The organism is Streptomyces sp. NPDC036815 (assembly GCF_055609205.1).
Genome location: NZ_JBVJPW010000003.1, coordinates 155,199 through 178,187, shown reverse-complemented (window position 1 = coordinate 178,187; position 22,989 = coordinate 155,199). Strand labels below are relative to the sequence as shown.

Genomic DNA, 22,989 nt, shown 5'->3' with positions numbered 1-22,989 from the left:
TGCGCTGTTCGACGATGACACCCGCCAGCTCCGCAACGTGGGGCCGACGAGGGTCCCGTTCTGTAGGCCCTTTCCCACGGTCGGTGGTGGTGGAGCCCGGCCCCGGACACGCCATGCGTGCAGCCGTGTTTTCTGTTCCTCCAGTCCCCAGGCCTTCGGTGCGAGAAGATGGGCGAGACGTATTTCAGGTAATACCGTGCGGGTGTCTGCGAAGGGATTCCGCCATGTAGTGAGAGGACCGGGACCCGTGGGCGGGGAGGGCAGGACATGGACGTTCCTGACGAATCACGCGCCGGTGCTGCTGGCCATCGCGCAGGACCGCGCGGCGTCCAGTTGCGGCAGAGGGCCGCCTCCTGTCAGGTCACCGAGCGCACGGCCCAGGCCATCGTGGCTGACCTGGAAGTGGCGGGTTGTCTCCACCGCCGCCGGGTCGGACGGCGCCACCACTACACCCTCGAATTGGACGAACCGTTCAGGCACCCGGCCGATGCCGGGGTCTCGGTCGGCCCGCTGATGGAGATGTTCAGCGGTCAGCTGCCTGAGACCGTGCCGGCCGCCGATGGGAACAGAAGCGGCGCGTATGGGGCCTCCTGACAGCTCCAGACTGGTCATCCGCCAGGTCACGGCAGCGCATTCAGTGGTGTGGATATGCCTTTTCGGAGAGCTGGACCCCGACACCACGGGAGCGCTGAGCGAGGCGATCGTGCTGGTGGCTTCCCGCCCGGAGGAGCACCGTCGGCTGGTGCTGGACCTGTCCGGCCTCGCTCATTGCGACGATGCCGGGCTCTTCACCCTGCTAGGTATGTGCCAGGCTCTGGACGCGGTCGGCGTCAAGGTTCCTATCGCCAAGACCGGCACCGCCACCGATGCGGCCATCGAACGGGCGGGCCTGCGGGACCAGTTGCCACTGAGTACGCCTTGACCGTCTATCAGGCTGGCGCGTTGGCGCTGACGTTCAGCTGGCTGCTGTCTGGTCGCATCGGGCCGTAGTGAGCGAGTCGGCAGGAGTCGGCGCCGGTCTCGATGATGGCGCCGTTGTAGGTGAACCGGTCGACAGTGGCCGCGCACAACCGGGGGGCGGTGGAGGTCGTGGTCCACCGCGAGAGCGACTCGTTGGAGGCGATGGCGACCCTGTTCTTTTCCGCGCGTTCGGTCAGCACCTAAGGGCTGTCCCGCAATTGATCTCCGGCTCGGGTCGGACGCGGGTCGTCCCCTGGCGTGGCTTGCTCGCTCATCCGCCGAGGGTGAGGCTGTACAGGCGGGCAATGCCGAGCATGGCGTGGTGGACACCGTCGCCTTTGAGGCGGCAGTCGCGCAGGATCTTGCAGCCCTTCATCCGGGCAAAGACATGCTCGACGCGGGCCCGGACTCGTTCGTGGGACTTGTTGTGTGCCTGCTTCCAGTCGGGCAGCTCTTCGCCCTTGCGCCGGTGGTGTGGGCGGAATCGCTTGCGTGCTTGGAGCGCGAGCTTGGGGCCGAGGTGGTCGATGACGCGGTCAGCTGCGGACTTTGAGATGCCGAACAGCGGAGCGAGCTGCCGCATCGTCAAGTTCGTGCGCCAGTGGGCCGTTACGAGCAGGACTCGGTCGTCGAGCGGAAGGCTCAACGGCCGGCCTCTGCGAACCGCGTCCGCGCCTTCCCGCCGCAGTGCGCTCACCAACTTGGTGAAGCATCGCAGGCCCAGCCCGGCGAAGAGGCCTTATCCAAGACGGCTCCGCCGCCGTGATCACACCAGCTACGCAAAGATCATCTCTGCCGTGAACAGCGTTATGAGACGACCGTCAGGTGTACAGAAGGCGCACAGCGGTCAGCGTCTGCCAGGTCCAGCCGATCGTAAGTGAGACGCGCTGGATCAGCCCGCCCAGATCCACCCAGCGTCGATGCTGGCCGAACGCGGCACTGGCCAGCGCCATCGTGGTTGTGAAGAGCACACCGCTGACGATCGAGTAGAGGGCCCATCCCAGCGAGGTGGAGAGGGCGAAGACGAAACAGGCCACGGCAAGGGCGAGGAATCCGATGAGGGAGAACAGGTCATGCAGAGCCCCGAGGCGGGTGGGGTGCTGGAGCTGATCGGGGGTGCCGACTGGGTAGCCACTCACCGGATCCGTGGGGAAGGCGCCTGCGCCTAACAGGCCGACTGCCCAGACGCCGATCAGCAGTGCACCCCAGCGGGATGGCCCGGTACTCCACAGGCCCACGGCGAAGAGCAGCGACAGCAGGCCTGTGAAGAGGAAACTCGAGGTCTGCGCCCACCCGGCGCGGCCAAGGGCGAGCGAACTGACGGGGTGTCGGAAGGGCTTATAGTCCACGCGGGTGGCGCCTTCCAGCAAGTACGCGACGGTGAAGAGAGGTCCAGCAGCCATCCCGCAGGCAAGCAGTACTTGATTCTCCATCCTGTCAACATAGGTTGACAGGATGGTTCGCGTCAACCCTGGTTGACGGGAGGTGGTAGCCCTCTCGGCTGACCCCAAGTGATCATTTACGGGACAGCCTTCAGTGCCGCATCAGGCAACGTTCGCCCCGGGTGGTCTGCGACGATGACTCTATGGACGAGGAAGTCATCCCCATTCTTCGCGTCGAGGACGCTGCGGCAGCGGTCGCCTGGTACGAGCGACTGGGCTTCGCCAAGCAATGGGAACACCGCTTCGACGCGGGGCTTCCCGCGTTCGTCGAGGTCGCCCGGGGCGGGGTGCGGTTGTTCTTGTCGGAGCACAAGGGCGACGCCCGTCCCGACACGTTGGTCTACCTTCGCGTTCGTGATGTCGAGGCCATCGCCTCCGAGTTCGGTGTGCAGGCGAAGGACTCTCCGTGGGCGCGTGAGATCGAGCTGCGCGACCCTGACGGCAACCGGCTTCGGATCGGCACGCCGACGGAATGACACTCACCGGCAGCGCGCGGCAGGGAAGCTGGGTAGAGGGCTGAGCGACGAGGGGCAGCGCCTGCTGCGGATCATCGGCCGCCGAGTCGTCATGGGGCATCGGGAGGCCAGTCGATGGAAGACGCAAGCGGCAGAAGTGTGACAGCCACACCCGATGCCCCTGGGTGGGCCAACCATACGAAGGGCTCGCCCGGCCCCGCAGAACAACGTAGGGAAGTTGGACTGCTCGCAGATGCTCCTGCGGTGCTCAATATATGGAACAGGTTGACTTGATTCTTCGGTTAATCGGAGTTGGTGCGTGACACGATCGCCGCGACCACAACACGGTTTCCCAGAGGAGAACGCCCATGCGCCTGAACCGACGTATCGCCGCCACTGTCGTGTCGCTTGCCATGGCCTCAAGCGGCCTGGTCGCTCTTGCTGTTCCGGCCGCGTCGGCCGCCCCGTCCGGCGCCCTGAGCTGTAACGGCGGATCCGTCACGGGAAGTGCCGGGCATGCCGGCTGGCGTTTCACGTGCAACAGCGGGACAGGTACCAACTGGCGGGCCAGAATCACGTGCCTCGGCGCTCCCCAGCCCTACACGCACTACGGAAACATTGTGAGCGGGAGCAGGTCGGGCACCTCGACCGTGTGGTGCGCTGTTCCCGGCCACCGGGTGGACGTGGATTACGACTACCCGGCCATCGTCCCTGCGTAGATCTCGGGCCCTGCGAAGTTGTCCGGACTTCGCAGGGTGGCTTTGTTGACGGGTCCGACATTGGCCTGGGGAGCCGGGCGGGGCGCCCTCTGGCCGGTCGGACTCCAATATCAAACGGGTTCAGATTCGATGTCAGAGGACACTCATCGCGAAACGACTCCCCAACTCATGTCGGCAGCCACCCGCGGGTGACAACTCCCTGAGCCGGTAGCGGCTGTGGAGTTGGCGGCCTAAACGTCTTCGGTGCGATGACCCACTGAAGACCAGAAGGGCGCGATGACCTGCTCGTGGGCCAAGTCCAGCTGGTCGATCACTTGCTGGAAGACACGTGGCTCCCCGCTGAGGCGAGCAGTCCACGGTTTCGCCCCCGGTTGGAGCTTCGCCCATTGCGCCAGATCCTCACGCAGGTAGCCCTGGGAGTGCGGCGGGCCTCCTTGATCAAGTCCGACGTGCAGCCGTTTGCGACCGGGTGGAGGAAGTCGACTGACCACCCTCCTACCGGAACCAGGTCGAACAGCGGGCAGGCCCGGCCGCCCAGGGCTGTGAGGGCCTGGCGTCTCCAGGCGTCGAAGCGCACAGAGGGTGCGCTTCGCTGCAGTACCCACAACGCCATCCGCAGCTCCAGCAAAGGGGTGGCTCCCTCAGCCAACCGTGTGCGTGCCAGGTCACCGGCGGTGAAGTGAATGCGTAAATGCATGGTGCGATTTTTCCGGTTGGCCCCCTAGGCCGGGAAGCGGACGCTGGTCGAACAATCCAGTGACGACAACTACCACGTCAGCGTGCACGGGACCGTCACAGACACGGAGGCAGACGGAGCGGGCGCTGCCGTCGAGGTGAAGTACGACTACGACGACGGCTCGGGCTGGAAGACCACTCAGCGCTGGCTCGTGAAAGCCCCGGGAGGAAAGGGCGACTACCAAGTGGCCGACGCCCAATCAAAGGCCAGCATCAGGGTGGCGTACCTGAAGGTTCAGGCGTGCACCGTAAAGAGCGGCGTGAAGGTCAGCTGCACGGGCTGGAAGTAGCAAGATCTCGGTACGGTCGCACAGGCCTGACCGCGCCGTCTTCCGACCCGGAGCCATCCATCTGGTTCGGCTCCGGGGCGTACGTACGTCGTGCAGTGGACCAGTCGTATGCCCGCTTCCACCCGGTGCGAGCCCAATCAGGCCGCGACGAGCTCCCGCTCGCGGTCCGGCGTTTTGACCTTGGGCTTCTTGTTCGGCAGCGAGAGCCGGAAGACCTTGCGCCACGCGGAGGCCACCTGCTTGGGCAGCGGCCCGGTGACGTACTCCAGCTCGTACTTCTCGAACAGCGCGCGCACCTTCACCGCGACCTCGGCGTACCGGTTGCTCGGCAGGTCCGGGAACAGGTGGTGCTCGATCTGGTGCGACAGGTTGCCGGTCATGAAGTGCATGGCCTTGCTGCCGCTGATGTTCGCCGAGCCCATCATCTGGCGCAGGTACCACTGGCCGCGTGTCTCGCCCTTGATCGACCGGCGCTCGAAGACCTGCACGCCCTCGGGGAAGTGCCCGCACATGATCACCGAGTGGGTCCAGATGTTGCGGACCAGGTTCGCGGTGAACGTGGCGCCGAGCGTGGGGAGGAACGAGGGGCCCGAAAGCAGCGGGTGGATCACGTAGTCCTTGAGTACCTGCTTGCGGATCTTGCGGCCCACGGCCTTGGCCTGCGCGCGGAACTCCGGGTTCTTGCGGCGGCGCTTGTTCAGGTTCTTGCCGAGTTCCAGGTCGTACGCTGCGATGCCGTACTCGAAGAAGCAGGCGTTGATGAAGTTCCACAGCGGCTGGCCGAGGTGGAGCGGGTGCCACTTCTGGTCCTCGTCGACGCGCATGATGCCGTAGCCGAGGTCGTTGTCCTTGCCGATCACGTTGGTGTACGTGTGGTGCAGTTCGTTGTGCGAGTGCTTCCACTGCTCGGACGGTGAGACGTGATCCCATTCCCAGGTGGTGGAGTGGATCTTCGGGTCTCGCATCCAGTCCCACTGGCCGTGCAGGATGTTGTGGCCGATCTCCATGTTGTCCATGATCTTCGCCACGGACAGCCCGGCGGTGCCGATGAGCCAGGCGGGCGGGAAGATCGAGAACAGCAGCACGCCCCTGCTGACCAGTTCGAGCTTGCGCTGCGCCGAGATGACTTTACGGATGTAGGCGGCGTCTTTCTCGCCGCGGTCGGCGATCACCTCGTCGCGGATCGCGTCCAGCTCGCGGCCCAGCTCCTCGATCTGCTCCGCGGCCAGGTGGGCAGTGGGGTCGATGGCGGTCAAGGTGCTCCTACCGTTCGATGTCGCAGGGGCCCGCCGCGGCGGACACGCAGGTCTGGATGAGGACGCCCGGTTCGGCCTCGGTGATCTCGCCGGTGCGCAGGTCGCGAACGGCGCCCGCCTTGAGTGGCGTGACGCAGCCGAAGCAGATGCCCATGCGGCACCCGGAGGGCATGAGCACGCCGGCCTCCTCGCCGATGTCCAGCAACGGCGTGGCACCGTCCGCGTCGACGGTCTTGCCGGTGGCGCTGAACGTGACCTCGCCGCCGTCGCCGGTGACGACGATGCTGGGGCGGAAGCGTTCGGTGTGCAGGCGCTCTTGGACACCGTGCTCGGTCCAGTGCTCTTCGGCGGCGTCGAGCAGGCCCGCGGGCCCGCAGGCCCAGGTCTCGCGCTCGGCCCAGTCGGGCACGAGTTCGTCGAGACGGGCGATGTCGAGCATGCCATCTGTGTCGGTGTGCACCTCGGTGAGCCGCAGCTTCTTGTCCGCGACCAGGTGGTGCAGTTCGTTGCGGAAGATCACGTCTTGCGGCTGTGGCGCGCAGTGGACCATGACGACGTCGTCGAACTCGGTGTCGCGCAGCATGCCCATCACGGGCGTGATGCCGCTGCCGGCCGTCAGGTAGAGCACCTTGGCGGGCTTTACCTGCGGCAGCACGAAGTCACCGGTCGGCTGGTCGAGCTGGATCAGCGTGCCCGGTTTGGCCTTGCGGACCAGGTGGTTGCTGACCTTGCCGTCCGGGATCGCCTTCACGGTGATCGTGACGCGGCCGTCCTGGCGGCTGGTCGGCGAGGTGAGGGAGTAGGCACGCCACAGGCGCACCCCGTCGACGTCGACCCCGATCCGCACGTACTGACCGGCCGTGTGTCCGCGCCAGTCCCGTCCCGGCCTGATCACGATGGTCGCGGCGTCACGCGTCTCGGGGTGCACGGCCTCGATGCGCCCGCGCAGGTCAGCGCCCGCACGCAGCGGGCTGACCAGGTCGAGGTAGTCCGACGGCAGCAGCGGCGTCGTGGCCATCTCCAGCAGTTTCCACGCCCTGCTGCGCAGAGCTGTACTCGTCATGACTCCAGCTTGCTGCGCCTCAAGGTGTAAAGTCCTGACCGTAGGACGTAAATCTGGTCGGCTGAATTGTTCGCAGGGAACAATAACGTGAACGATGCAATCCGGAGGGCCAGCGAACTGGCCCTGGATGAGACGACGGTCACCGCACTTCGGGCCGCGCTGAAGACCACCGCCGACGAGGTCGTCCAGGCGATCATTGACGAGGTCCCTTCCTACGCCAACGCCCTTTCGGGCAGCATGGGCGCCACCATCCGCCGAGCCGTCCGCACCGCCCTGGGGCACTACCTGGACCTCGCGAGCGGGAACGCCACAGGCGGCGATGCCGGTGAGGCAGCCTACGAGCTGGGCCGCGGCGAGGTGCGCGACGGCCGTTCGATGGACGCCCTGCTCAGCGCCTACCGCGTCGGCGCCCGCGTGGCCTGGCGGTGTCTGGCAGCGGGTGCCGTACCCGCAGGCCTGCCTGCTGCCGAGGTCGCCAAGTTCGCCGAGCTGACCTTCGCCTACATCGACGAGCTCTCCGCCGCGAGCGCCGCGGGCCACGCCGACGAACTGGCCGCCCGGGGCAGGGACCAGGAACGCCACCTGGAACACCTGGCCCGCGACCTCCTCGCCGGCGCGAGCCCGGACGTGCTGCTGGCCGCTGTTCAACGAGCCGGATGGCAGCCTCCGGTTTCGCTGACCGCGGTCCTGCTGCCCGCCGCCCAGGCTCGGCCGGCCTACCGCGCGCTCGACCCGAGCACCCTCGTCCTCGACGATCTGCCGGATGCCACCGGTGTGCTGCTCGTCCCCGATGCCGACCGATCACGTCTCTTGCGGCGTCTGACCGACCGCACCGCCGTGGTCGGCCCGGCCCGGCCATGGACTCGTGCCTCCGCCTCCTACGCACGAGCCGTACGCGCGCGCTCCCTCTCCTCCGACATTCGCGACACCGAGGACCACCTGCCCGAGCTGGTGCTGAGCGCCGACGCGGACGCGTTCGCAGACCTGCGTGCGCGAGCCCTCGCACCGTTGAGAGCCTTGCCCGACGCGACCGCCCGGCGGCTGGAGGAGACGCTGCGGGCGTGGCTGCTGCACCAGGGCAGGCGGGACGAGGTGGCGGCGGCGCTGTTCGTCCACCCCCAGACAGTCCGGTACCGGATGTCGCAGCTGCGGGAACTGTTTCCGGATCTCGCATCGCCGAACCGGGTCCTTGAACTGACGCTGGCGGTCGGTCTTCGGGGCGACTGACGCGTCCTTCGACCACGCACGGCAGAGTCCGCGAGCGGTCCAGGAATCATGTCTCGTCCTCGACGCCATCAGCTGACAGTTTCATCCTCGGGATGAGTGGAGTTCCGGTCCTCGCATACTTCACTGGGACATGGCCCAAGGCAATCGAGCCCTGCCGGGTGATGGTGTTCCGGCCTTCGAGTTCGCACGGAGTAGACGGACATGAACCATGGCTCCCGCACGGCAATTCCTCTCCTCCGGGCCGCTGAGCTCCACTGCGACTGAGGCAACGGAACTCATTGGACCTTCCGCCGAGAGGAGGGAGCGTCCATGGTTCGGAAAGCACATTGCCCGTACGGGGTGCGGACGGCTTGGGTGAGTGAGCCAGAAGCGCGGTCTCGGGCCGCGGCGCCACGCTCAGGCTCAGGCTCAAGGCGAAACACGACCCGTACGGCTTCCCGTTCCGAGGCCGGTACAGAAGGAAGCGCATGACCTCCCTGCTCGATGGCTGCACACCCTGGCCCGAGGAGTTCGTCGACCGCTACTGGGCGGCCGGGCACTGGCGGGGCAACACGCTGGACAACCTGCTGCGCGGCTGGGCCCTGCAGCACGGCCCGCGCACCGCGCTCGTGCACGGCGACATCCGCATCACCTACGCGAACCTGAACCGGCGCGCGGACCGCATGGCCGCGGGATTCCGGCTGCGCGGTCTGCGACCGGGGCAACGTGTCGTCGTCCAGCTGCCGAACGTCCCCGAGTTCGTCATCACGGTGTTCGCGCTGATGCGGGCGGGCGCGGTGCCCGTGCTCTGCCCCGTCCCGCACCGCGCACCGATGGTGTCCCGGCTTGTGCGGATCACCGAGGCCGTCGGCTACGTCGGCCCCTCGACGTACGACGGCTTCGACCACACGGCGATGGCCGAGGGCATCGCGGCCCAAGGCGTCTTCCTGCGGCGGGTGTTCACCTTCGAGCCGTCGGGCACGCCGTCTCCGTACGGCGGCCTCACCGTCGACCCGTCGGGCTGCCACTACTTCCCGCTGAGCTCCATCGACGCCCCGCCCGACCGAGCGCACGCGCAGAACGCCGGGCAGGTGGCCTTCATGCTGCTCTCCGACGACGTCCCCGCGGTGCCCAAGGTCGTTCCGCGCACCCACAACGACTACGCCTGCCAGGCGCGGGCGGCCGCCGAGCTCGTGTCGCTCACCGAGGACGACGTCTATCTCGCCGCGCTGCCCGCGGAGTCGAACTTCGCCCTGGGCTGCCCCGGGATCATCGGCACCCTCTCTGTCGGTGGGACCGTCGTCCTGGTCGAGAACCCCGAACCCGACGCATGCTTCGCGGCCATCGGGCGGGAGCGGGTCACGCTCACGTCGTTGTCGTCCGCCGACGCCCGGCACTGGATCGAGGTCCTGCTCACGGCCCAGGCCGACTTGGGCAGCCTGCGTCTCCTGCAGACCGGCGGCGCGCCCCTGCACCGGACGACCGCCGAGCGGGTCGGCGCGGAACTGGGCTGTCGCCTGCAGCAGGTCTTCGGCATGGCCGAGGGCGTGCTGACGCTCACCCGGCCCGACGACCCGGACGAGACCGTGCTCAGCACGCAGGGCCGGCCGCTCTCACCCGACGACGAGGTCCGTGTGGTCGACGTCGACGGCAAGGAGGTACCGGACGGGGAGCCCGGCGAACTCCTGGTCCGTGGCCCGTATACGGTGGCGGGCTACTACCGGGCGCCCGAACAGAACGCGCGCTCGTTCACGGACGATGGCTTCTTCCGCACGGGCGAGCTCGCGCGGCGCACACCCGACGGCAACCTGACCATGACCGGCCCGCCGGAGGACATCGCCCGGCGGGCCGATCCGGCACACCCGTCAGATCTCTGAGCAGTCAGACCCTCTGGGCAGTCAAACCTCTGATCAGTCGGGTCTCTGGTCAGTCGGGTCTCTGGTCAGTCGGGCCATTTCCACTCGATCCCGTACACACCTGGTGTGCAGTGCGCCGGTAGCAGGTGTGTGGTGTGAAAGGCGTCGAGGGTGGTGCGGTGGCGGTGCTGCGGCTCGGCGCCGATCTGTTCGCGGTGGTAACTCCAGCAGCTGAGCGGGGTCGCCCGAGGGTGGAAGCGCACATGCAGCAGATATGTCCGCAGGGGCGTGGTGATGCGGCGTTCGTGCTGGTGGGAGACGTCCGACGCGGCGCGGAGCGTGTAGGCGACTACCGCGGTCTCCGTCCTGGCCAGTTGACGCCCGAGCGGAATGTCCGCCGCCACGCAGCCCAGTTCCGGCAGGAACCGGATCGGTGGCGGCGGTCCGCAGGGGAGGCTGAGGTCGACCGTCCCCGCCTGCGGGGAGTCGAGGAAGTGGACGACGGTCAGGTGCTGGACGGCGTCGCGGACGGCCTGCACCACGGTGGTGATCGACGTCTCGTGGATGGAGCGGCGTTCGTCCAGGCTCACCGTCTCCTGCACGGTCAGCAGCCGCAGGCCCTCGTTGAAGCGGGGGAACGCGTCGCCGAGGGCCTGTTCCACGTCCGAGTTCTCGCCGTAGACCTTGCGGGCGACGGCCGGATCGTGGGGTGGGGAGCCGCCGCGCGGCCGGTGCGGGCCGAGCAGTGAACGAAGGGCTCCGTTCGGGAGGTTGAGCAGGGGTTCCAGCGCGTCGACGGCGCGCAGGGACTGGGCTCTCTCCGGCTGGCTGCGTCCGCGTTGCCAGTGGCTGAGAGTGGCCAGGCTGACGCTGATCTGCTGGGCCCGCAGGTGGTCGCGCACGCGCTCCAGCGGCAGCCCACGCTGTTGCAGGGCCCGGCGGAAAACGGCGGCGAAGGTCGGATCGGGGCCTTCGGTGTGGGGGATGTTCGGCATGGCGTCTTTCAGCGGACAGGAGGCACCAGCGGCCCACGGACCGGTGGTCCCTCGCTCCGACGAGGGCGGCTCAACGACGGTTTCAGGCCACACAGGCGACCAGGGGCCGCCCACCTTAGCCGGTGGGCGGCCCCTGGTCGTCCCTGGAAGACGGCTCAGTTCGTGTTGAGCGTCAGCCCGTAATAGGCCAGCGCGTCGTCGAGCGGCTGGAAGTAGGAGGAGCCGCGGGAGTTCACACCGCCCGTGCACTGCTGGCGGAGCGGTCCGCCCGAGGTCATGCCCTGGGCCTGGTTGCCGGAGATGTACGCGCCGCCGCTGTCGCCACCCTCGGTGCAGACGCTGGAGGTGGCGAGACCCGTGACGACCGTGTCGGGGCCGCCGTTCTGGTCGACGTAGGTGACGGAGGCGTTGTAGGAACCGACCTTGCCGCAGGTCCAGCCGGTGGTCGCACCGGACTTGCAGAGTGCGGCTCCGGAGGCGGCGCGGCGGCTGCCGTTGACGGCCACGTTGCCGGCCTGGCCCCAGGTGCCCACCTTGGTCGTGATCGAGTGGCCGGAATTGATGGAGGCGACGCCCATGTCGACGCTGTCGGTGCCCACCGCGAAGCGGGTGTCGGCACCCTTCGCGAACGCGGCACCGTCGAAGCGCAGGGTGGGCAGGTCGGCGACGCAGTGCCCGGCGGTCACGAGGTACTGCTTGCCGGACCGGTCGCGGGCGCCGTATCCGACGGAACACCACCCGGTGGTGTCGTTGATCGTCATCTTGCTGCCGGGGGCGATCGCGGCCTGGGGTGCCGACTTCTCCTGGCCGCGCACGATCTTGACGGCGGAACCGTACGTCGCCGCCTTGGCCAGGAATGCCTTGGCGGCGGCTCCGCGAGCGCTGTTGACCTTGACGGTGACCTGGTCCGAGGCCAGATCCACGGACCAGTCGACGACTCCGGCGGGCGCGCGCCGGGCGGCTGCGGCGTCCAGCCGGTCCTTGATCCTGTCGAGTGCGGCCTGCCCGCGGGCGGGCACCCGGGTGTCGAGGCCGGCCTTCTCGATGACGGCGGCATCAGCACGGTCGTCGGCATTGACGGTCAGCTTGCCTGCGGCGTCGAAAAAGGCGCCGTCATCGGATATCCCACGCTTCGACAGCCGGGCGAGCTCGGCCTGCTGGGCGTCCTGGCGGTCCAGGCGCCGGACCGCGTCCTTCTCACTCACACCGAGCGAAGCGGCGAGCGCCCGCACCATCTCCGGCTGGTAGCGCGGGGCGGGTGCGGTGTCCTGCGCCTGCGCCGTGGCCTGGGTTCCCACGGCCATGGAGGCCGAGAGCAGGACGGCCGCGGCAGCGAATCTGTATCTACGGGAAAGGGGCACACCGATTCCTTCCGAATGGCAGGCAGAAACCCTCGGGAAATACGTGAAACAGGTGGGGGCGTATCACCGAATGGCGGGTTTCTGCCCGGCGTCCGGCGTGGGGCCGGCCGCGGCATGAACTCTGGCCCAATGCCCGTACCGGCTACAAGGTCCATGACAACGGCAGCTTTTAACAGAACATCAAGGGAACTGTTAAAGGGCGTACTTCGGCGGGGAACCTTGGACACCTTCGCGCACGGCGAAGTGCGGTCCGCTTACGCCTTCGGGTTCAGGTCGGCGTGGAGCAGGTCATGGTCCGAGTACCGACTGGGGTGCACGCCGTGGTCGAGCGGGGCGATGTCCTTCAGGAAGATGTAGTCGAACTTGCTGCGCCAGTCGGTGGTCGGCTTGCAGGCGCCGTTGGACGAGGGGTGGCATTGCGGATCCGCGTCCGCGGCCAGTTCCCACATCGTGGCGAGTTCGGGGGAGTTCGGCACGGAGTTGAAGTCGCCGAGGACGATCGCGCGGTCGTGCCGGGCGACCTCCGCGGCGAGCACACCGGTCTGTCCCGCACGTACCGCTTCTTGACGACGCTGGGCGAGATGCGTGTTGAAGACCCGGACAGGTCGGCCGCCCACCGCCGTGGTAACCGCCATGTAACCGCGGTCCTCCGAACCGCCGTCGGGGTATTCCACGCTTCTGCGGTCCGACATCGGCGACGCCGAGAGGATCGCCTGACCGAAGGCTCCCGGATGCCACGGCCATCCCCTGCAGCGGCCCCATTTCCGGAGCACCGTCCCGTATTCGACGTGGTACACCAGCCCGTAAAAGGTCTCCAGGTACTCCCGGATCCTCTCGACGTCACGCACACACGCTTCCTGGAGGCCGACGACCTGCGGTGCGTAGGTGGCGATCTCCGCCGCCCGGCCGACGTTGTTATCGCCGCAGGGATTGCAGATGTTCCACGTCATGACCCGGTTGGGAACGATGTCCCGGTCGGCGACGACGGGCGGGGAGCCGGCGTGGAAGGCGTCGCTCGGCGCGCTGGGGCCGACCACCAGCACACAGGCCGCGGTCAGGGCGCCCGCGAGCAACCTCGTGCCCCTTCCGAGCGCCACCGAGCCTCCTCAAGCTGCGTCCACACGGCACCTGTTCCCCGCAGGAGGCTACGTGACGAGGGTGTACATGACCGAGCGCTGCTGCTTGTGACGCTGGATGCGTGCCTTGGCGACCAGGGATTCGAGGGTGTTCCGCACCACCTGCGGCGTCGGGTTGCGGCTCGGGTGCTTCTCTCTGAGTTCGGCTCCGAGCTCCTTGGCGGAACGGGGCTCGTGGTGACCGGCGAGCAGATCCAGCAGCAGGTCCCCGAGCAACGGCTGGCCCGCCTTCTCCTTCTGGGCCGCCTTGCCCTTGGCCGTGCCCTTCGCCTTCACCGTGCTCTTCGCCTTCGCGACCGCACCCTTGGCGTTCGCGACCGCGGCCTCCTCCCGGGCCTGCTCCGGCAGGCGTGAGGCATCCGAGAAACCCTCGTACCGCTCGGCGAGGTTGAGGATGTCCGTCAGCAGGGTCTCCTCCTGCTTCAGCAGGTCGATCCGCTGCGCGAGCTCCTCCTGACGCCTGCGGTTCTCTTCCAGATCCGACGCGACCTGTTCCACATACCGCGATCGGAGCTTCGCGGCTGACTGGCTGCTCACAACCGTTCACTCCCTCGAAATGAATGTTGCTCCACGAATGTTGCTGCGCATGGTACCCACGTCGAGGGTGCCCGTGCAGACGCATGTCAACGCCGAAGGGTTTGTCGAACGTGCGAGCCCACGACGGAAGCGTGAGCGTGGCACGGCAGGTAGCTGGGGCCGCGCACACATGTGAGCGCGGCCGGAGGCCCTGAACATGTGAACAGTGAGGGAGTGGGGCGGCTACCCCGTCACGCCGGTGGTGGTCTTCTTCCGCGCGCGGTAGGCGGCAGCCTTGATCTTGTTGCCGCAGGAGTCCATACCGCACCACTGACGCCGCATGCCGCGGGAGCGGTCGATGTAGACCCGCGTGCACTCGGGGTTTCCGCACTCCTTCAGCAGGGGGACGTCCGGGCCGCTGAGCAGTTCGACCGCCTGTCGGGCGACGGTCGCCAGGGCCTGTTCGGGAGTCGCGTCGTTGTGCCGCCCGGCCGTGGACAGCTGGGGAGTCACGGGAGTCCTGCGCGCGGCGGCGTTGAGCACGGCCAGTGCCTCGCGGTCGAACTCCTCGCCGAGGCGGCGGTTGGTGATGAGCCGGTAGAGGGCCTCACGCACGGTGGTCGCCTCCCGGAGGTCCTTCTCAGCGCCGGGCGTGATCGCATCCACGAGGCCGGACTCCAGATACCAGGCGTTCAGCCGGTCCGGCGTCACGAACATCTCGAACCGGGTCGAACGTCGCGCACGGAGCGTGGCCGCGAAGTCGAGGGCCGGGTGTCCGCAGACGAAGACATGGTCGAGGTTCACATCACCATCCTGACAGGTGACCGTCGTTGAACGCAATCATCGGCCGGGTGATGGGAAGCCTGGTGAGAGGTGTGAGGTGTGGGGCGCGGCACGGCAGTCCCGCTCGGGTCGGGCTGCGTGTGCCGCGCCCTGGTCGGCAGGCCCGGATCAGGGCCGGGCGCCGCTCGCCGTCACGCCTTCCCGCCGTCCGTCTCGCGCTTCAGCCGTAGCTCGCGGCCTTGCCACCGACGGCGGAGCCACCGGTCGTGGCTCGCGAGGACGATCGCGCCCGGGCCGGTCCCCAACGCCTCCTCCAGTTCGTCGCAGAGGCGCGGGGAGAGGTGGTTGGTGGGCTCGTCGAGCAGCAGCAGCTGAGGTGGGCGCGCCACCAGCAGGGCCAGGGCAAGCCGTCGGCGTTGCCCCACGGACAGCCGGCCGACGGGTTTGTCCAGGTCCTCCGCGTGCAGCAGGCCGAGCGCGCTCAGCGGCAGTTCCTCGGCCCGCGCCGGACCCAGCGACAGTGCGTAGGTGTCCCGGGCCGTGCGGTCGGGATGGCCGAACACGGTGTCCTGGGCGAGCAGTCCCACCGTCAGGCGCCGCCGTCGCCATACGTCGCCCTCGGCAGGCAGCCGTCCGGCGAGCACCGCGAGCAGCGTCGACTTGCCCGTTCCGTTGTCGCCCGTGACCAGCAGCCGATCGGTCGGCGCGACCTCCAGGTCGGTCGGCGCGAGTCGCCCCGGCACCCGTACGTCCCGCAGCGAGACCAGGGCCTCCGGGCCCTCCGCCACCTCGGCGGTCAGGGCCCCCGCCGCGAACCGCAGTGGGCGCGGCGGCTCGGTGACCTGGGCGCGCTCCAAGTCCTCCAGGCGCCGCGTGGCGTTGCGTACGCGGCGCGAGATCTGGCTCTGCACCCGCCCCGCCCGATGGCCGTAGCCCATCTTCTCGTTGTCGCGCGGTCCCCGGTCGGGCGCCACCCGGTGCGCGGTCACGCCCGCCGAGCGGCGCAGTTCCACCAGCTCTTCCTGCTCCTCGGCGTACCGGCGCTCCCAGCGCGCCCGCTCGGCGCGCTTCTCGCCCAAGTAGGCGCTGTAGTTGCCGCCGTGGCGGACCGGTCCGTCCACCGCGGGGTCGAGGTCGACCACGTCGGTGCAGACGGCGTCGAGGAAGGCCCGGTCGTGGCTGGCGGCCACCACGGCGCCCGGCAGCTCGCGGAGCTCCTGTTCCAGGAAGGCGGCAGCGTCGTCGTCGAGGTGGTTGGTCGGCTCGTCGAGGAGCAGCGCGGAGGGCCGCCGGACGAGCAGCGCGGCGAGCGCGAGCCGGCCGCGCTGCCCGCCGGACAGGGAGCCGAGCGTGCGCCGGTGCGCGAGCGCGCCCAGGCCGAGGCCGTCGAGGACCAGGGACGCACGGCGGTCGGCGTCCCAGGATTCGCGGTCCTGGGCCTGTTCGAGGCGGCTGCCGTAGAGGGCGAGGAGCTCTTGGTGGCCGGGGTCGCCCTCGGGGAGGAGGGCGAGCTCGTCACCGAGCCGTTCGAGCTCGGTGAGGTCTTCGCGGGCCTCGCGCAACGCCTCGTCCAGCACCGTGGCGATGGTCGAGTCGGTGTCGAAGGGCATCTCCTGGTGCAGAAACCCGAGGTCGCCGGGGTGCGAGACGCTTCCCGCGTCGGGCTGGTCGACACCGGCGAGGACACGTAGCAGCGTGGACTTGCCGACGCCGTTCTCCCCGATCAGACCGATGCGGTGGCCGGGGGATGCGGTCAGGGAGACGCCGTCGAGAACACGTGTGCCGCCGAGATCACGTACGAGGTCGATGGCGACCAGAGCGGGCTGGGGATGGGCACGGGGCTGGAGGAGAGGGCGGGAGCGGGGCTGGTGTTGAGGCACGGGAATCCGTCCAACGTGGTCGGTGGTCGGCCCGCCGGGCACACGGCCTCGGCGCGGGCCACATCGCACACCGGGCTCACACCTCGGGAGCCCCGGTCTCCTTGAGCGTCCCCTCGGCCAGCCGCAGCCAGCGGTCGACTCCGATGTCGGCGAGGAAGCGCTCGTCGTGGCTGATCACCACGAAGGCCCCCTGGTACGAGTTGAGCGCGCTCTCCAGTTGGCCCGCGCTGACCAGGTCGAGGTTGTTGGTCGGTTCGTCAAGGAGGAGCAGTTGCGGGGCCGGTTCGGCGCACAGCACGCAGGCCAGGGTGGCGCGCAGCCGCTCGCCGCCGGAGAGCACCCGCACGGGGAGGTGGGCTCGCGCGCCGCGGAAGAGGAAGCGGGCGAGCAGGTTCATCCGCTCGGCCTCGGGCCGCTCGGGGGCGAACGCGGCGAAGTTCTCCGCCACGGTGCGCTCCAGGTCCAGGAGGTCGAGTCGCTGCGAGAGGTAGGCGATCCGGCCGTCGTTGCGCTTGATGTCGCCGCTGTCCGCAGCGAGGTCGCCGGTGATCAGACGCAGCAGGGTGGTCTTGCCCGCGCCGTTGGCCCCGGTCAGCGCGATGCGCTCGGGGCCGCGGACGGTCAGGTCGACGCCGCCGTCGGCGAACACGGGCCGGCCGGCGTGCTGGACCTGCAGTCCCTCGCCGAGGAAGAGGTTGCGCCCGGCGGGCACCTGTGTGTCGGGCAGTTCGAGGGTGATGCGCTGTTCCTCGCGCAGGGCGCGTCCGGCCTCGTCGAGCCGGGCCTTGGCCTCGCTGACCCGGGTCGCGTGCATCTGCCCCGCCCGGCCCGCCGACTCCTGCGCGCCGCGCTTCATGTTGCCCGCGAAGATGCGGGGCAGACCGGCGCTCTTGAGGTTGCGTGCGGCGTTGCTCTGCCGCCGCTCGGCGCGTTCGCGGGCCTGCTGCATCTCGCGCTTCTCGCGCTTCAGCTCCTGCTCGGCGTTGCGGATGTTCTTCTCGGCGACCTCCTGTTCGGCGCGTACGGCTTCCTCGTACTCGGTGAAGTTGCCGCCGTAGAGGCGCAGTTCGTCGCTGCCGAGTTCGGCGATGCGCTCCATGCGGTCGAGCAGCGCGCGGTCGTGGCTGACCAGGAGCAGGCAGCCGGTGAAGTCCGAAAGGACGTCGTAGAGCTGGTGCCGGGCCTGCAGGTCGAGGTTGTTGGTCGGCTCGTCGAGCAGCAGTACGTCGGGCCGCCTGAGCAGTTGGGCGGCGAGCCCCAGGGAGACGGCCTGGCCGCCGCTGAGCGTGCTCAGGGTGCGGTCGAGGGCGAGGCCGGCCAGCCCGAGACGGTCGAGCTGGGCACGGGTGCGCTCCTCGATGTCCCAGTCGTCGCCGATGGTGGCGAAGTGTTCTTCGTCGACGTCGCCGGACTCGACCGCGTCCAGCGCGCGGATCACGGCGGCGACGCCCAGTACCTCGGCGACCGTGAGGTCGCCGGTCAGGGGGAGGCTCTGCGGGAGGTAGCCGAGCGTGCCGTTCACGGACACCGACCCGGTGGCGGGCGTCAGTTCACCGGCGATCAGCTTGAGCAGGGTGCTCTTGCCGGAGCCGTTGGGGGCGACCAGGCCCGTGCGGCCGGGGGCCACGGTGAAGGAAAGGTCGTGGAAGACCGGGGTGTCGTCGGGCCAGGCGAAGGAGAGGTTCGAGCACAGGATGGCGGCATCGGACATGGAGGTGACCTCGATGAAGTGAGGGCAGACGGAGCTCTGCCCTGGGCAGCGGGGGAGAGGGGGCACGACGAAGGAGGCCACGGCGACAGGGCGCTTGCTGCGCCGTCCGATGGCCTCTCACATCCGGATCTCATCCGGAGATGTCGTCTTCACCCGCCACGTCTGCGACTCCTCGATCAAATCGTTCAGGTCACTCGCAGCGTAGCAGGTACCTCGTTCTGCCGACTGCGCGCACAGGGTACGCGGATGTGTCGGAGCGTCAGGTACGTGTGACCGCACCGGTGTTCGTGCGGGTGTCTTCACGCACATGTCACCACCGTCACCCATTGAAGTGGTTACGATGCACTGCACCCGGCGACGTTCACACGTATGCGTCTGGCCGGCCCATCCAGTTCACTTGCCCGGACGGGGCAGGAAAGAGAGACGGACAGTTGTCCATACGTACGCCGGGACACAGATCCCGGCACAGACCCGGCCTCTGGCGGGCGGGCGCGCTGGCGCAGGCCCTGTGCGTGGCCCTGCTCGCGTCGCTCGTCACGCTCCTCGCGCCGCCCGTACCGGCGCTGGCACTCGAAGACGTCGACGAGTCGGCCCTCACGTTCAACATGCAGGGCGGTACCCGGTGGGCTCACGTCAGATCGAGCCTGATCAAGGACGCCGAGGTCGTGGCTCTGCAGGAGGCCACCCGTGCTCCTGGGGACTTCTCCAGGAACGAGGAGATCACCAACAACCTCGGCGACACGGCTCAGACCCCGACCGGACTCCCCAGCATGAAGTACCGGCTCTTCGCCCAGAGATGGGGAAAGCCCGGCCGAGGCAACACGGGGGTCCTGCTCTACCTGGACATCCTGGGCAAGGACGACTGGGGTGCCGGGGCCGGTACCGATGTCGACCCGGATACGCAGAACAACAGCCAGAAGTCCATGGCGATCTGGCTGCGGAACGCACCCGCGAAACTCAGCGACCTCAAGGACCGCGTCAAGATCCTCCCCGCCGAGAGCACGGGCAACAAGTGGATCAGATCCCGCCCCGCGTTCGGTGTGAAGGTCGGCACCACCTGGTACTTCGACATCCATGCCGCGTCGATCCGCTCCGGCAACACACCCAACCCGCACGCCGTTGCCCTGATCGACACGATCTCCAGTGCGGTGGCGGGCGAGCGATGGCGGGCCCTGGGCGACTTCAACAGCTCGGCGGCCCCCACCCGGGACAGGTTTCCCCACACGTTCTACGCGACGAGGAACGGTGCCCCCGGCGGTACGCCCGTCGCGACGCAGTTGTCCGGCTTCCCGCTGGACTACATGATCGCGAGCGATCAGCTCAAGAACCTCACCGTGACGACCAACTCCTCCAACGGAGGCTCCGACCACTGGCCGGTGCGGTTCGCCCGGTCGACCAACGCCGCGTGCACCAGTGACTGGGGCCACGCGACGCGCTACAACCCGGACGGCGCCCGGCGCTCCGCACGTGCCGCGGAGGACGCCTGCGGCCCGCCGTCCGCGGTGGTCTCGATGGGGGACAGCTACATATCCGGCGAGGCGGGCCGGTGGGCCGGGAACGCCGCCGCCTCCGCGACCGGCTCGGCGTGGGGCACCGACCGGGCCGCGGTCAACTGCAACGGCGAAGAGAGCGTCTGCGACCACGACCCGTCCAAGGTGTACGGCGACACCGGATACGACAAGGGGAAGGACGCGTGTGACCGCTCCGACTCCGCGGAGATCAGAGGGCTGCAGGTCAACGACGTACCGGTGGAACGGCGCTTCAACATCGCGTGCTCCGGTGCGACGACGGACAACGTCACCACGACCGGTTTCAAGGGACAGCGGCCCCAGATCGACGATCTGCGGGACATCGCCCGGACCAACGAGGTGCGACTGGTCGTGGTCTCGATCGGCGGCAACGACCTGAAGTTCGCCGACATCCTCCAGGACTGCGCGAAGGCGTACTTCTACCCGTCCCTCTTCAACAAGGGCTGCCGCGGCGCCAAGGAGAAGGAGTTCGCCGGCGGCCTGACGCCCGCGCGGGCCAAGGTCGTGAAGTCGGTCGAAGCGATCCGGAAGGTGCTGAGCGAGGCGGGCCAGGAAGACGGCTCGTACCAGATCGTGCTCCAGTCCTACCCCAACCCCCTGCCGCTCGGCCGCGACTACCGCGACCCGGAGAACGCGCCCGTCCCGCCGGCCAACTACAGCCGTTACCTGAGCGGCGGGTGCCCGTTCCTGGACGCGGACAGCGACTGGGCGCACACCTCCGTGGTGCCCCGGATCAGCGCCATGCTCCGCGGCGCCGCGAACGAGGCCGGGGTCTCCTTCCTGGACCTCCAGAACGCTTTCGCCGGACACGAGCTGTGCAGCAGGACGACGCAGCAGGCCAAGTCCACCCACACGCTCTCCGCGCCGCTCGCCGCCGAGCACGCCGAATGGGTGCGATGGGTCCCGTACCTGGTCGAAGGCCTCAAAGACCTTCCGTGGCAGGCCCAGGGCGACCAACAGGAGGCCATCCACCCGAACCGGCACGGCCAGCTCGCCCTGTCGGCCTGCCTCACGAAGATCGTGGCGAAGCTCGACGGGTCCCCGGTGACCTCCTCCTGTACGGGCAAGGCGGCCACGCCCCCCGACTCCGTCGACGGGAACGTCGACGACAAGGGCAAGGTGCTCAGCAGGAGCAACCGCCGAGCCCCCGTGCCCGGACTGCCGGACTGGAGCCGGGCCGGCTACCGCGCCGGTGAGGTGCTGCCGGGCGCCACCGCCCACAACCCCGACTCCACCTGCCACATCACGCCGTCCGCACTCGACGAGCGGTTCAAGGTGAAGGCCGACGACGGACAGGACGACACGGCGGGGCTGCAGAAGGCCATCGACCAGATCCGCACCTCCTGCACACCCGGCGCCGGACCCGACCGCCTCTCGGTCATCGAACTGCCCAAGGGCAAGCTCGAGGTCAGCAAGCAACTCGCCGTGGACGCCTCCTATCTGGTCATCCGCGGACAGGGAGCCGACCCCGACAGCGGCTCACGCATCGTCTTCCGCCCCGACGAGAACACCCGCTACGACACCCTGACCACCAAGGGCGAGCGCTGGGACCAGGGCGCGATGACCCACAAGTGTGAGTTCACGACGGGCAACAACGTCGGTTCGGGCGGCTGGATCTGGCCGGGACGCGGACTGTTCCGCGTCCAGACGCGGGAGGCCGCCGAGAAGTACGCCAAGATCTGCGGCTTCCCCGACAAGATCCCCGAGAACCGACGTGACCTCTTCGAGGGCTCGATCAACCAGCACTGGGAGTCGGGTGTCGCCGTGGGCGGCACGGAGGCCGACGCCAAGTACGCCGCGCGCCAGGGCGACCGGGTCATCCAGCTGAACTCCAAGGCGAAGATGGACGCCTTCAAGCCGGGCGGCGACCTGTGGGTGGGCGCGGCCAACAGCCTGAAGTTCTACCAGGCCCAGCAGGTCGCCGGAGCCGCCGCGGACGACGGCAGGCTGGAGAACCTGCACATGCGCCAGCAGGTGTTCACCATTGCCGCCGTGGACGCCGCCCGGCACACCGTCACGATCGACAAGCCACTGGAGTTCGACGTCCCGGTCGACTCCACGTCCGACGGCTCCCCGCCACTGGGGGTCGGCGGCAAGCCCTACGCCAGCAAGGTCACCGCGCTCAAGATGATCACGGACGTGGGCTTCGAGGACTTCTCCTTCACCGAGGACATCAACGGCCTGCCCAAGCTGCGCGGCGGCACGTATCAAGTGACTCCGGCGGACGCGGTCCACAACTACGGCAACATGGCACCCGAGTACGCCATGCACGGCATCGTCTTCAAGTGGGCGGCCGACTCCTGGGTGCGCGGCGTCCGCGCCGACATGACTGGATCGCACCCGGTCGTCACCGAGGTGGCACGGAACATCCAGATCCAGGACAACGTCTTCGACGGCGCCTGGAACAAGGGCAAGGGCGGCAACGGCTACCTGCGCGGATCCCGCGTCTGGGACTCCCTCTACGCCTTCAACACCAGCCGCAACCTGCGCCACTTCACCTTCCAGTGGTCGTCCTCCGGCAACGTCGCCATCGGCAACGACTTCGACTCCGACCTGAACCTGCACGGCGGCTGGGAGCGCCGCAACCTCTTCGAGAACAACACCGTGCACGTGCCCCACAACCACTCGTCCGGCGCGTGCGAGACCAACTGCGGCGGCGAAGGCGGGGCGGGCGACGACGGCACCTGGTGGCCGATCTACTGGGCCGCGGGCAGCAAGGGCATCGGCTGGTCCGGCTCCACCGGACCGCAGAACGTCTTCTTCCGCAACACCCTGACCAAACAGACGACTCCAGGAGGCCCCTACGAGCCCTACCGGCCCTACGCCGACAGCTCCCGGGTGTACCAGTTCGGCTCCGCCGACAGCGACGCGAGCACCTTCCAGCACCTGAAGGGCGCGGGCGGCCCCATCCAGGACTGGGCGAACAACGAGCGCGACGACTACACCCGAGGGGACGGCGTGAACGCCTCCAGGGCCGACGCCGGACGCTCCCTGTTCCTGCGGGACTACGGATCCTGAGGACCGGCCCGCATACGTGTGCGCCCGTTCCCGGCGGACTTAGGTCCGCCGGGAACGGGCGCACTGCGTGGGCCTCTC

17 protein-coding genes and 3 pseudogenes are annotated in these 22,989 nt (G+C 68.6%); 8 read left to right on the top strand and 12 right to left on the bottom strand.

All coding sequences use genetic code 11. The features are described from left to right. Positions 1–267: 267 nt before the first annotated feature. On the top strand, positions 268–594 hold the full coding sequence (locus ACZ69I_RS09555; RefSeq protein WP_470831241.1) for a transcriptional regulator: 327 nt from the start codon (positions 268–270) through the stop codon (positions 592–594). Further along, positions 581–922 carry an STAS domain-containing protein gene (locus ACZ69I_RS09550; protein ID WP_470831240.1) on the top strand — a complete coding sequence of 114 codons (342 nt, stop codon included), beginning with the start codon at positions 581–583 and terminating at the stop codon, positions 920–922. The genes ACZ69I_RS09555 and ACZ69I_RS09550 overlap by 14 nt, the downstream gene beginning before the upstream one ends. Positions 923–955: 33 nt before the next feature. On the opposite strand, the pseudogene ACZ69I_RS09545 reads toward ACZ69I_RS09550, so the two are convergent. From ACZ69I_RS09545 to ACZ69I_RS09535, 3 genes and pseudogenes are all read right to left on the bottom strand, one after another. Continuing rightward, positions 956–1,160, bottom strand: a pseudogene (locus ACZ69I_RS09545) (ATP-binding protein); the annotation flags it as partial. Positions 1,161–1,231: 71 nt separating this feature from the next. Next, positions 1,232–1,730 (bottom strand): annotated as a pseudogene (locus tag ACZ69I_RS09540) (helix-turn-helix domain-containing protein). Positions 1,731–1,781: 51 nt separating this feature from the next. After that, positions 1,782–2,393, bottom strand: coding sequence for a DUF998 domain-containing protein (locus tag ACZ69I_RS09535; protein WP_470831239.1), 612 nt, complete (start codon positions 2,391–2,393; stop codon positions 1,782–1,784). 152 nt (positions 2,394–2,545) lie between these two features. On the opposite strand from ACZ69I_RS09535, the gene ACZ69I_RS09530 reads away from it, so the two are divergent. Next, positions 2,546–2,878, top strand: a complete 333-nt coding sequence (locus tag ACZ69I_RS09530; protein ID WP_470831238.1) for a glyoxalase superfamily protein — start codon at positions 2,546–2,548, stop codon at positions 2,876–2,878. 1,477 nt (positions 2,879–4,355) lie between these two features. Next, positions 4,356–4,601 (top strand): hypothetical protein, encoded by a 246-nt coding sequence (locus ACZ69I_RS09525; protein WP_470831236.1) that lies wholly within the window; start codon positions 4,356–4,358, stop codon positions 4,599–4,601. A 137-nt stretch (positions 4,602–4,738) separates the two neighbouring features. Here the strand turns inward: ACZ69I_RS09525 and ACZ69I_RS09520 are convergent, their stop codons facing one another. Together ACZ69I_RS09520 and ACZ69I_RS09515 are read right to left on the bottom strand one after the other, a co-directional pair. Beyond that, positions 4,739–5,857: a fatty acid desaturase family protein gene (locus ACZ69I_RS09520; protein WP_470831235.1), complete on the bottom strand. Its 1,119-nt coding sequence runs from the start codon at positions 5,855–5,857 to the stop codon at positions 4,739–4,741. A 7-nt stretch (positions 5,858–5,864) separates the two neighbouring features. Next, the gene (locus tag ACZ69I_RS09515) at positions 5,865–6,920 is read right to left on the bottom strand and encodes a ferredoxin reductase (RefSeq protein ID WP_467681477.1); all 1,056 of its coding nucleotides are present in this window, start codon (positions 6,918–6,920) and stop codon (positions 5,865–5,867) included. A gap of 87 nt (positions 6,921–7,007) precedes the next feature. Here ACZ69I_RS09515 and ACZ69I_RS09510 point away from each other — a divergent pair, with 87 nt between their 5' ends. The 3 genes and pseudogenes from ACZ69I_RS09510 (at position 7,008) to ACZ69I_RS09500 (ending at position 10,003) form a co-directional block, all read left to right on the top strand. Next, positions 7,008–8,147 carry a PucR family transcriptional regulator gene (locus ACZ69I_RS09510; RefSeq protein ID WP_470831233.1) on the top strand — a complete coding sequence of 380 codons (1,140 nt, stop codon included), beginning with the start codon at positions 7,008–7,010 and terminating at the stop codon, positions 8,145–8,147. 92 nt (positions 8,148–8,239) lie between these two features. Continuing rightward, a pseudogene (locus tag ACZ69I_RS09505) lies at positions 8,240–8,311 on the top strand (thioredoxin family protein); the annotation flags it as partial. A 303-nt stretch (positions 8,312–8,614) separates the two neighbouring features. Then, positions 8,615–10,003, top strand: coding sequence for an AMP-binding protein (locus tag ACZ69I_RS09500; protein ID WP_470831232.1), 1,389 nt, complete (start codon positions 8,615–8,617; stop codon positions 10,001–10,003). Between the two features lie 65 nt (positions 10,004–10,068). On the opposite strand, the gene ACZ69I_RS09495 is transcribed toward ACZ69I_RS09500, so the two are convergent. The 7 genes from ACZ69I_RS09495 to abc-f form a co-directional block, all read right to left on the bottom strand. Beyond that, entirely contained in the window at positions 10,069–10,977 is a 909-nt protein-coding gene (locus ACZ69I_RS09495; RefSeq protein WP_470831230.1) for a helix-turn-helix domain-containing protein, read from the bottom strand. 155 nt (positions 10,978–11,132) lie between these two features. After that, the gene (locus tag ACZ69I_RS09490; RefSeq protein WP_470831229.1) at positions 11,133–12,281 is read right to left on the bottom strand and encodes a S1 family peptidase; all 1,149 of its coding nucleotides are present in this window, start codon (positions 12,279–12,281) and stop codon (positions 11,133–11,135) included. A gap of 311 nt (positions 12,282–12,592) precedes the next feature. Further along, the gene (locus ACZ69I_RS09485; protein WP_470831228.1) at positions 12,593–13,435 is read right to left on the bottom strand and encodes an endonuclease/exonuclease/phosphatase family protein; all 843 of its coding nucleotides are present in this window, start codon (positions 13,433–13,435) and stop codon (positions 12,593–12,595) included. A gap of 48 nt (positions 13,436–13,483) precedes the next feature. Beyond that, on the bottom strand, positions 13,484–14,011 hold the full coding sequence (locus tag ACZ69I_RS09480; protein ID WP_470831226.1) for a hypothetical protein: 528 nt from the start codon (positions 14,009–14,011) through the stop codon (positions 13,484–13,486). 222 nt (positions 14,012–14,233) lie between these two features. Continuing rightward, positions 14,234–14,794 carry a CGNR zinc finger domain-containing protein gene (locus tag ACZ69I_RS09475; protein WP_467677991.1) on the bottom strand — a complete coding sequence of 187 codons (561 nt, stop codon included), beginning with the start codon at positions 14,792–14,794 and terminating at the stop codon, positions 14,234–14,236. A 170-nt stretch (positions 14,795–14,964) separates the two neighbouring features. Further along, a complete protein-coding gene (locus tag ACZ69I_RS09470) occupies positions 14,965–16,653 on the bottom strand; it encodes an ABC-F family ATP-binding cassette domain-containing protein (RefSeq protein ID WP_470831225.1) in 1,689 nt (562 codons plus the stop codon). 76 nt (positions 16,654–16,729) lie between these two features. After that, positions 16,730–18,364, bottom strand: coding sequence for a ribosomal protection-like ABC-F family protein (gene abc-f, locus ACZ69I_RS09465; RefSeq protein ID WP_467677995.1), 1,635 nt, complete (start codon positions 18,362–18,364; stop codon positions 16,730–16,732). Positions 18,365–18,795: 431 nt separating this feature from the next. Between abc-f and ACZ69I_RS09460 the strand changes: the two genes are divergently transcribed. Further along, on the top strand, positions 18,796–22,911 hold the full coding sequence (locus ACZ69I_RS09460; RefSeq protein WP_470831224.1) for a GDSL-type esterase/lipase family protein: 4,116 nt from the start codon (positions 18,796–18,798) through the stop codon (positions 22,909–22,911). Positions 22,912–22,989 lie beyond the last annotated feature (78 nt).

Bases quoted from the DNA above. Each gene is read 5' to 3' on its own strand.
- ACZ69I_RS09555 (WP_470831241.1), top strand. From the start codon at position 268: ATGGACGTTCCTGACGAATCACGCGCCGGTGCTGCTGGCCATCGCGCA.
- ACZ69I_RS09550 (WP_470831240.1), top strand. From the start codon at position 581: ATGGGGCCTCCTGACAGCTCCAGACTGGTCATCCGCCAGGTCACGGCA.
- ACZ69I_RS09535 (WP_470831239.1), bottom strand. From the start codon at position 2,393: ATGGAGAATCAAGTACTGCTTGCCTGCGGGATGGCTGCTGGACCTCTC.
- ACZ69I_RS09530 (WP_470831238.1), top strand. From the start codon at position 2,546: ATGGACGAGGAAGTCATCCCCATTCTTCGCGTCGAGGACGCTGCGGCA.
- ACZ69I_RS09515 (WP_467681477.1), bottom strand. From the start codon at position 6,920: ATGACGAGTACAGCTCTGCGCAGCAGGGCGTGGAAACTGCTGGAGATG.
- ACZ69I_RS09500 (WP_470831232.1), top strand. From the start codon at position 8,615: ATGACCTCCCTGCTCGATGGCTGCACACCCTGGCCCGAGGAGTTCGTC.
- ACZ69I_RS09495 (WP_470831230.1), bottom strand. From the start codon at position 10,977: ATGCCGAACATCCCCCACACCGAAGGCCCCGATCCGACCTTCGCCGCC.
- ACZ69I_RS09490 (WP_470831229.1), bottom strand. From the start codon at position 12,281: ATGGCCGTGGGAACCCAGGCCACGGCGCAGGCGCAGGACACCGCACCC.
- abc-f (WP_467677995.1), bottom strand. From the start codon at position 18,364: ATGTCCGATGCCGCCATCCTGTGCTCGAACCTCTCCTTCGCCTGGCCC.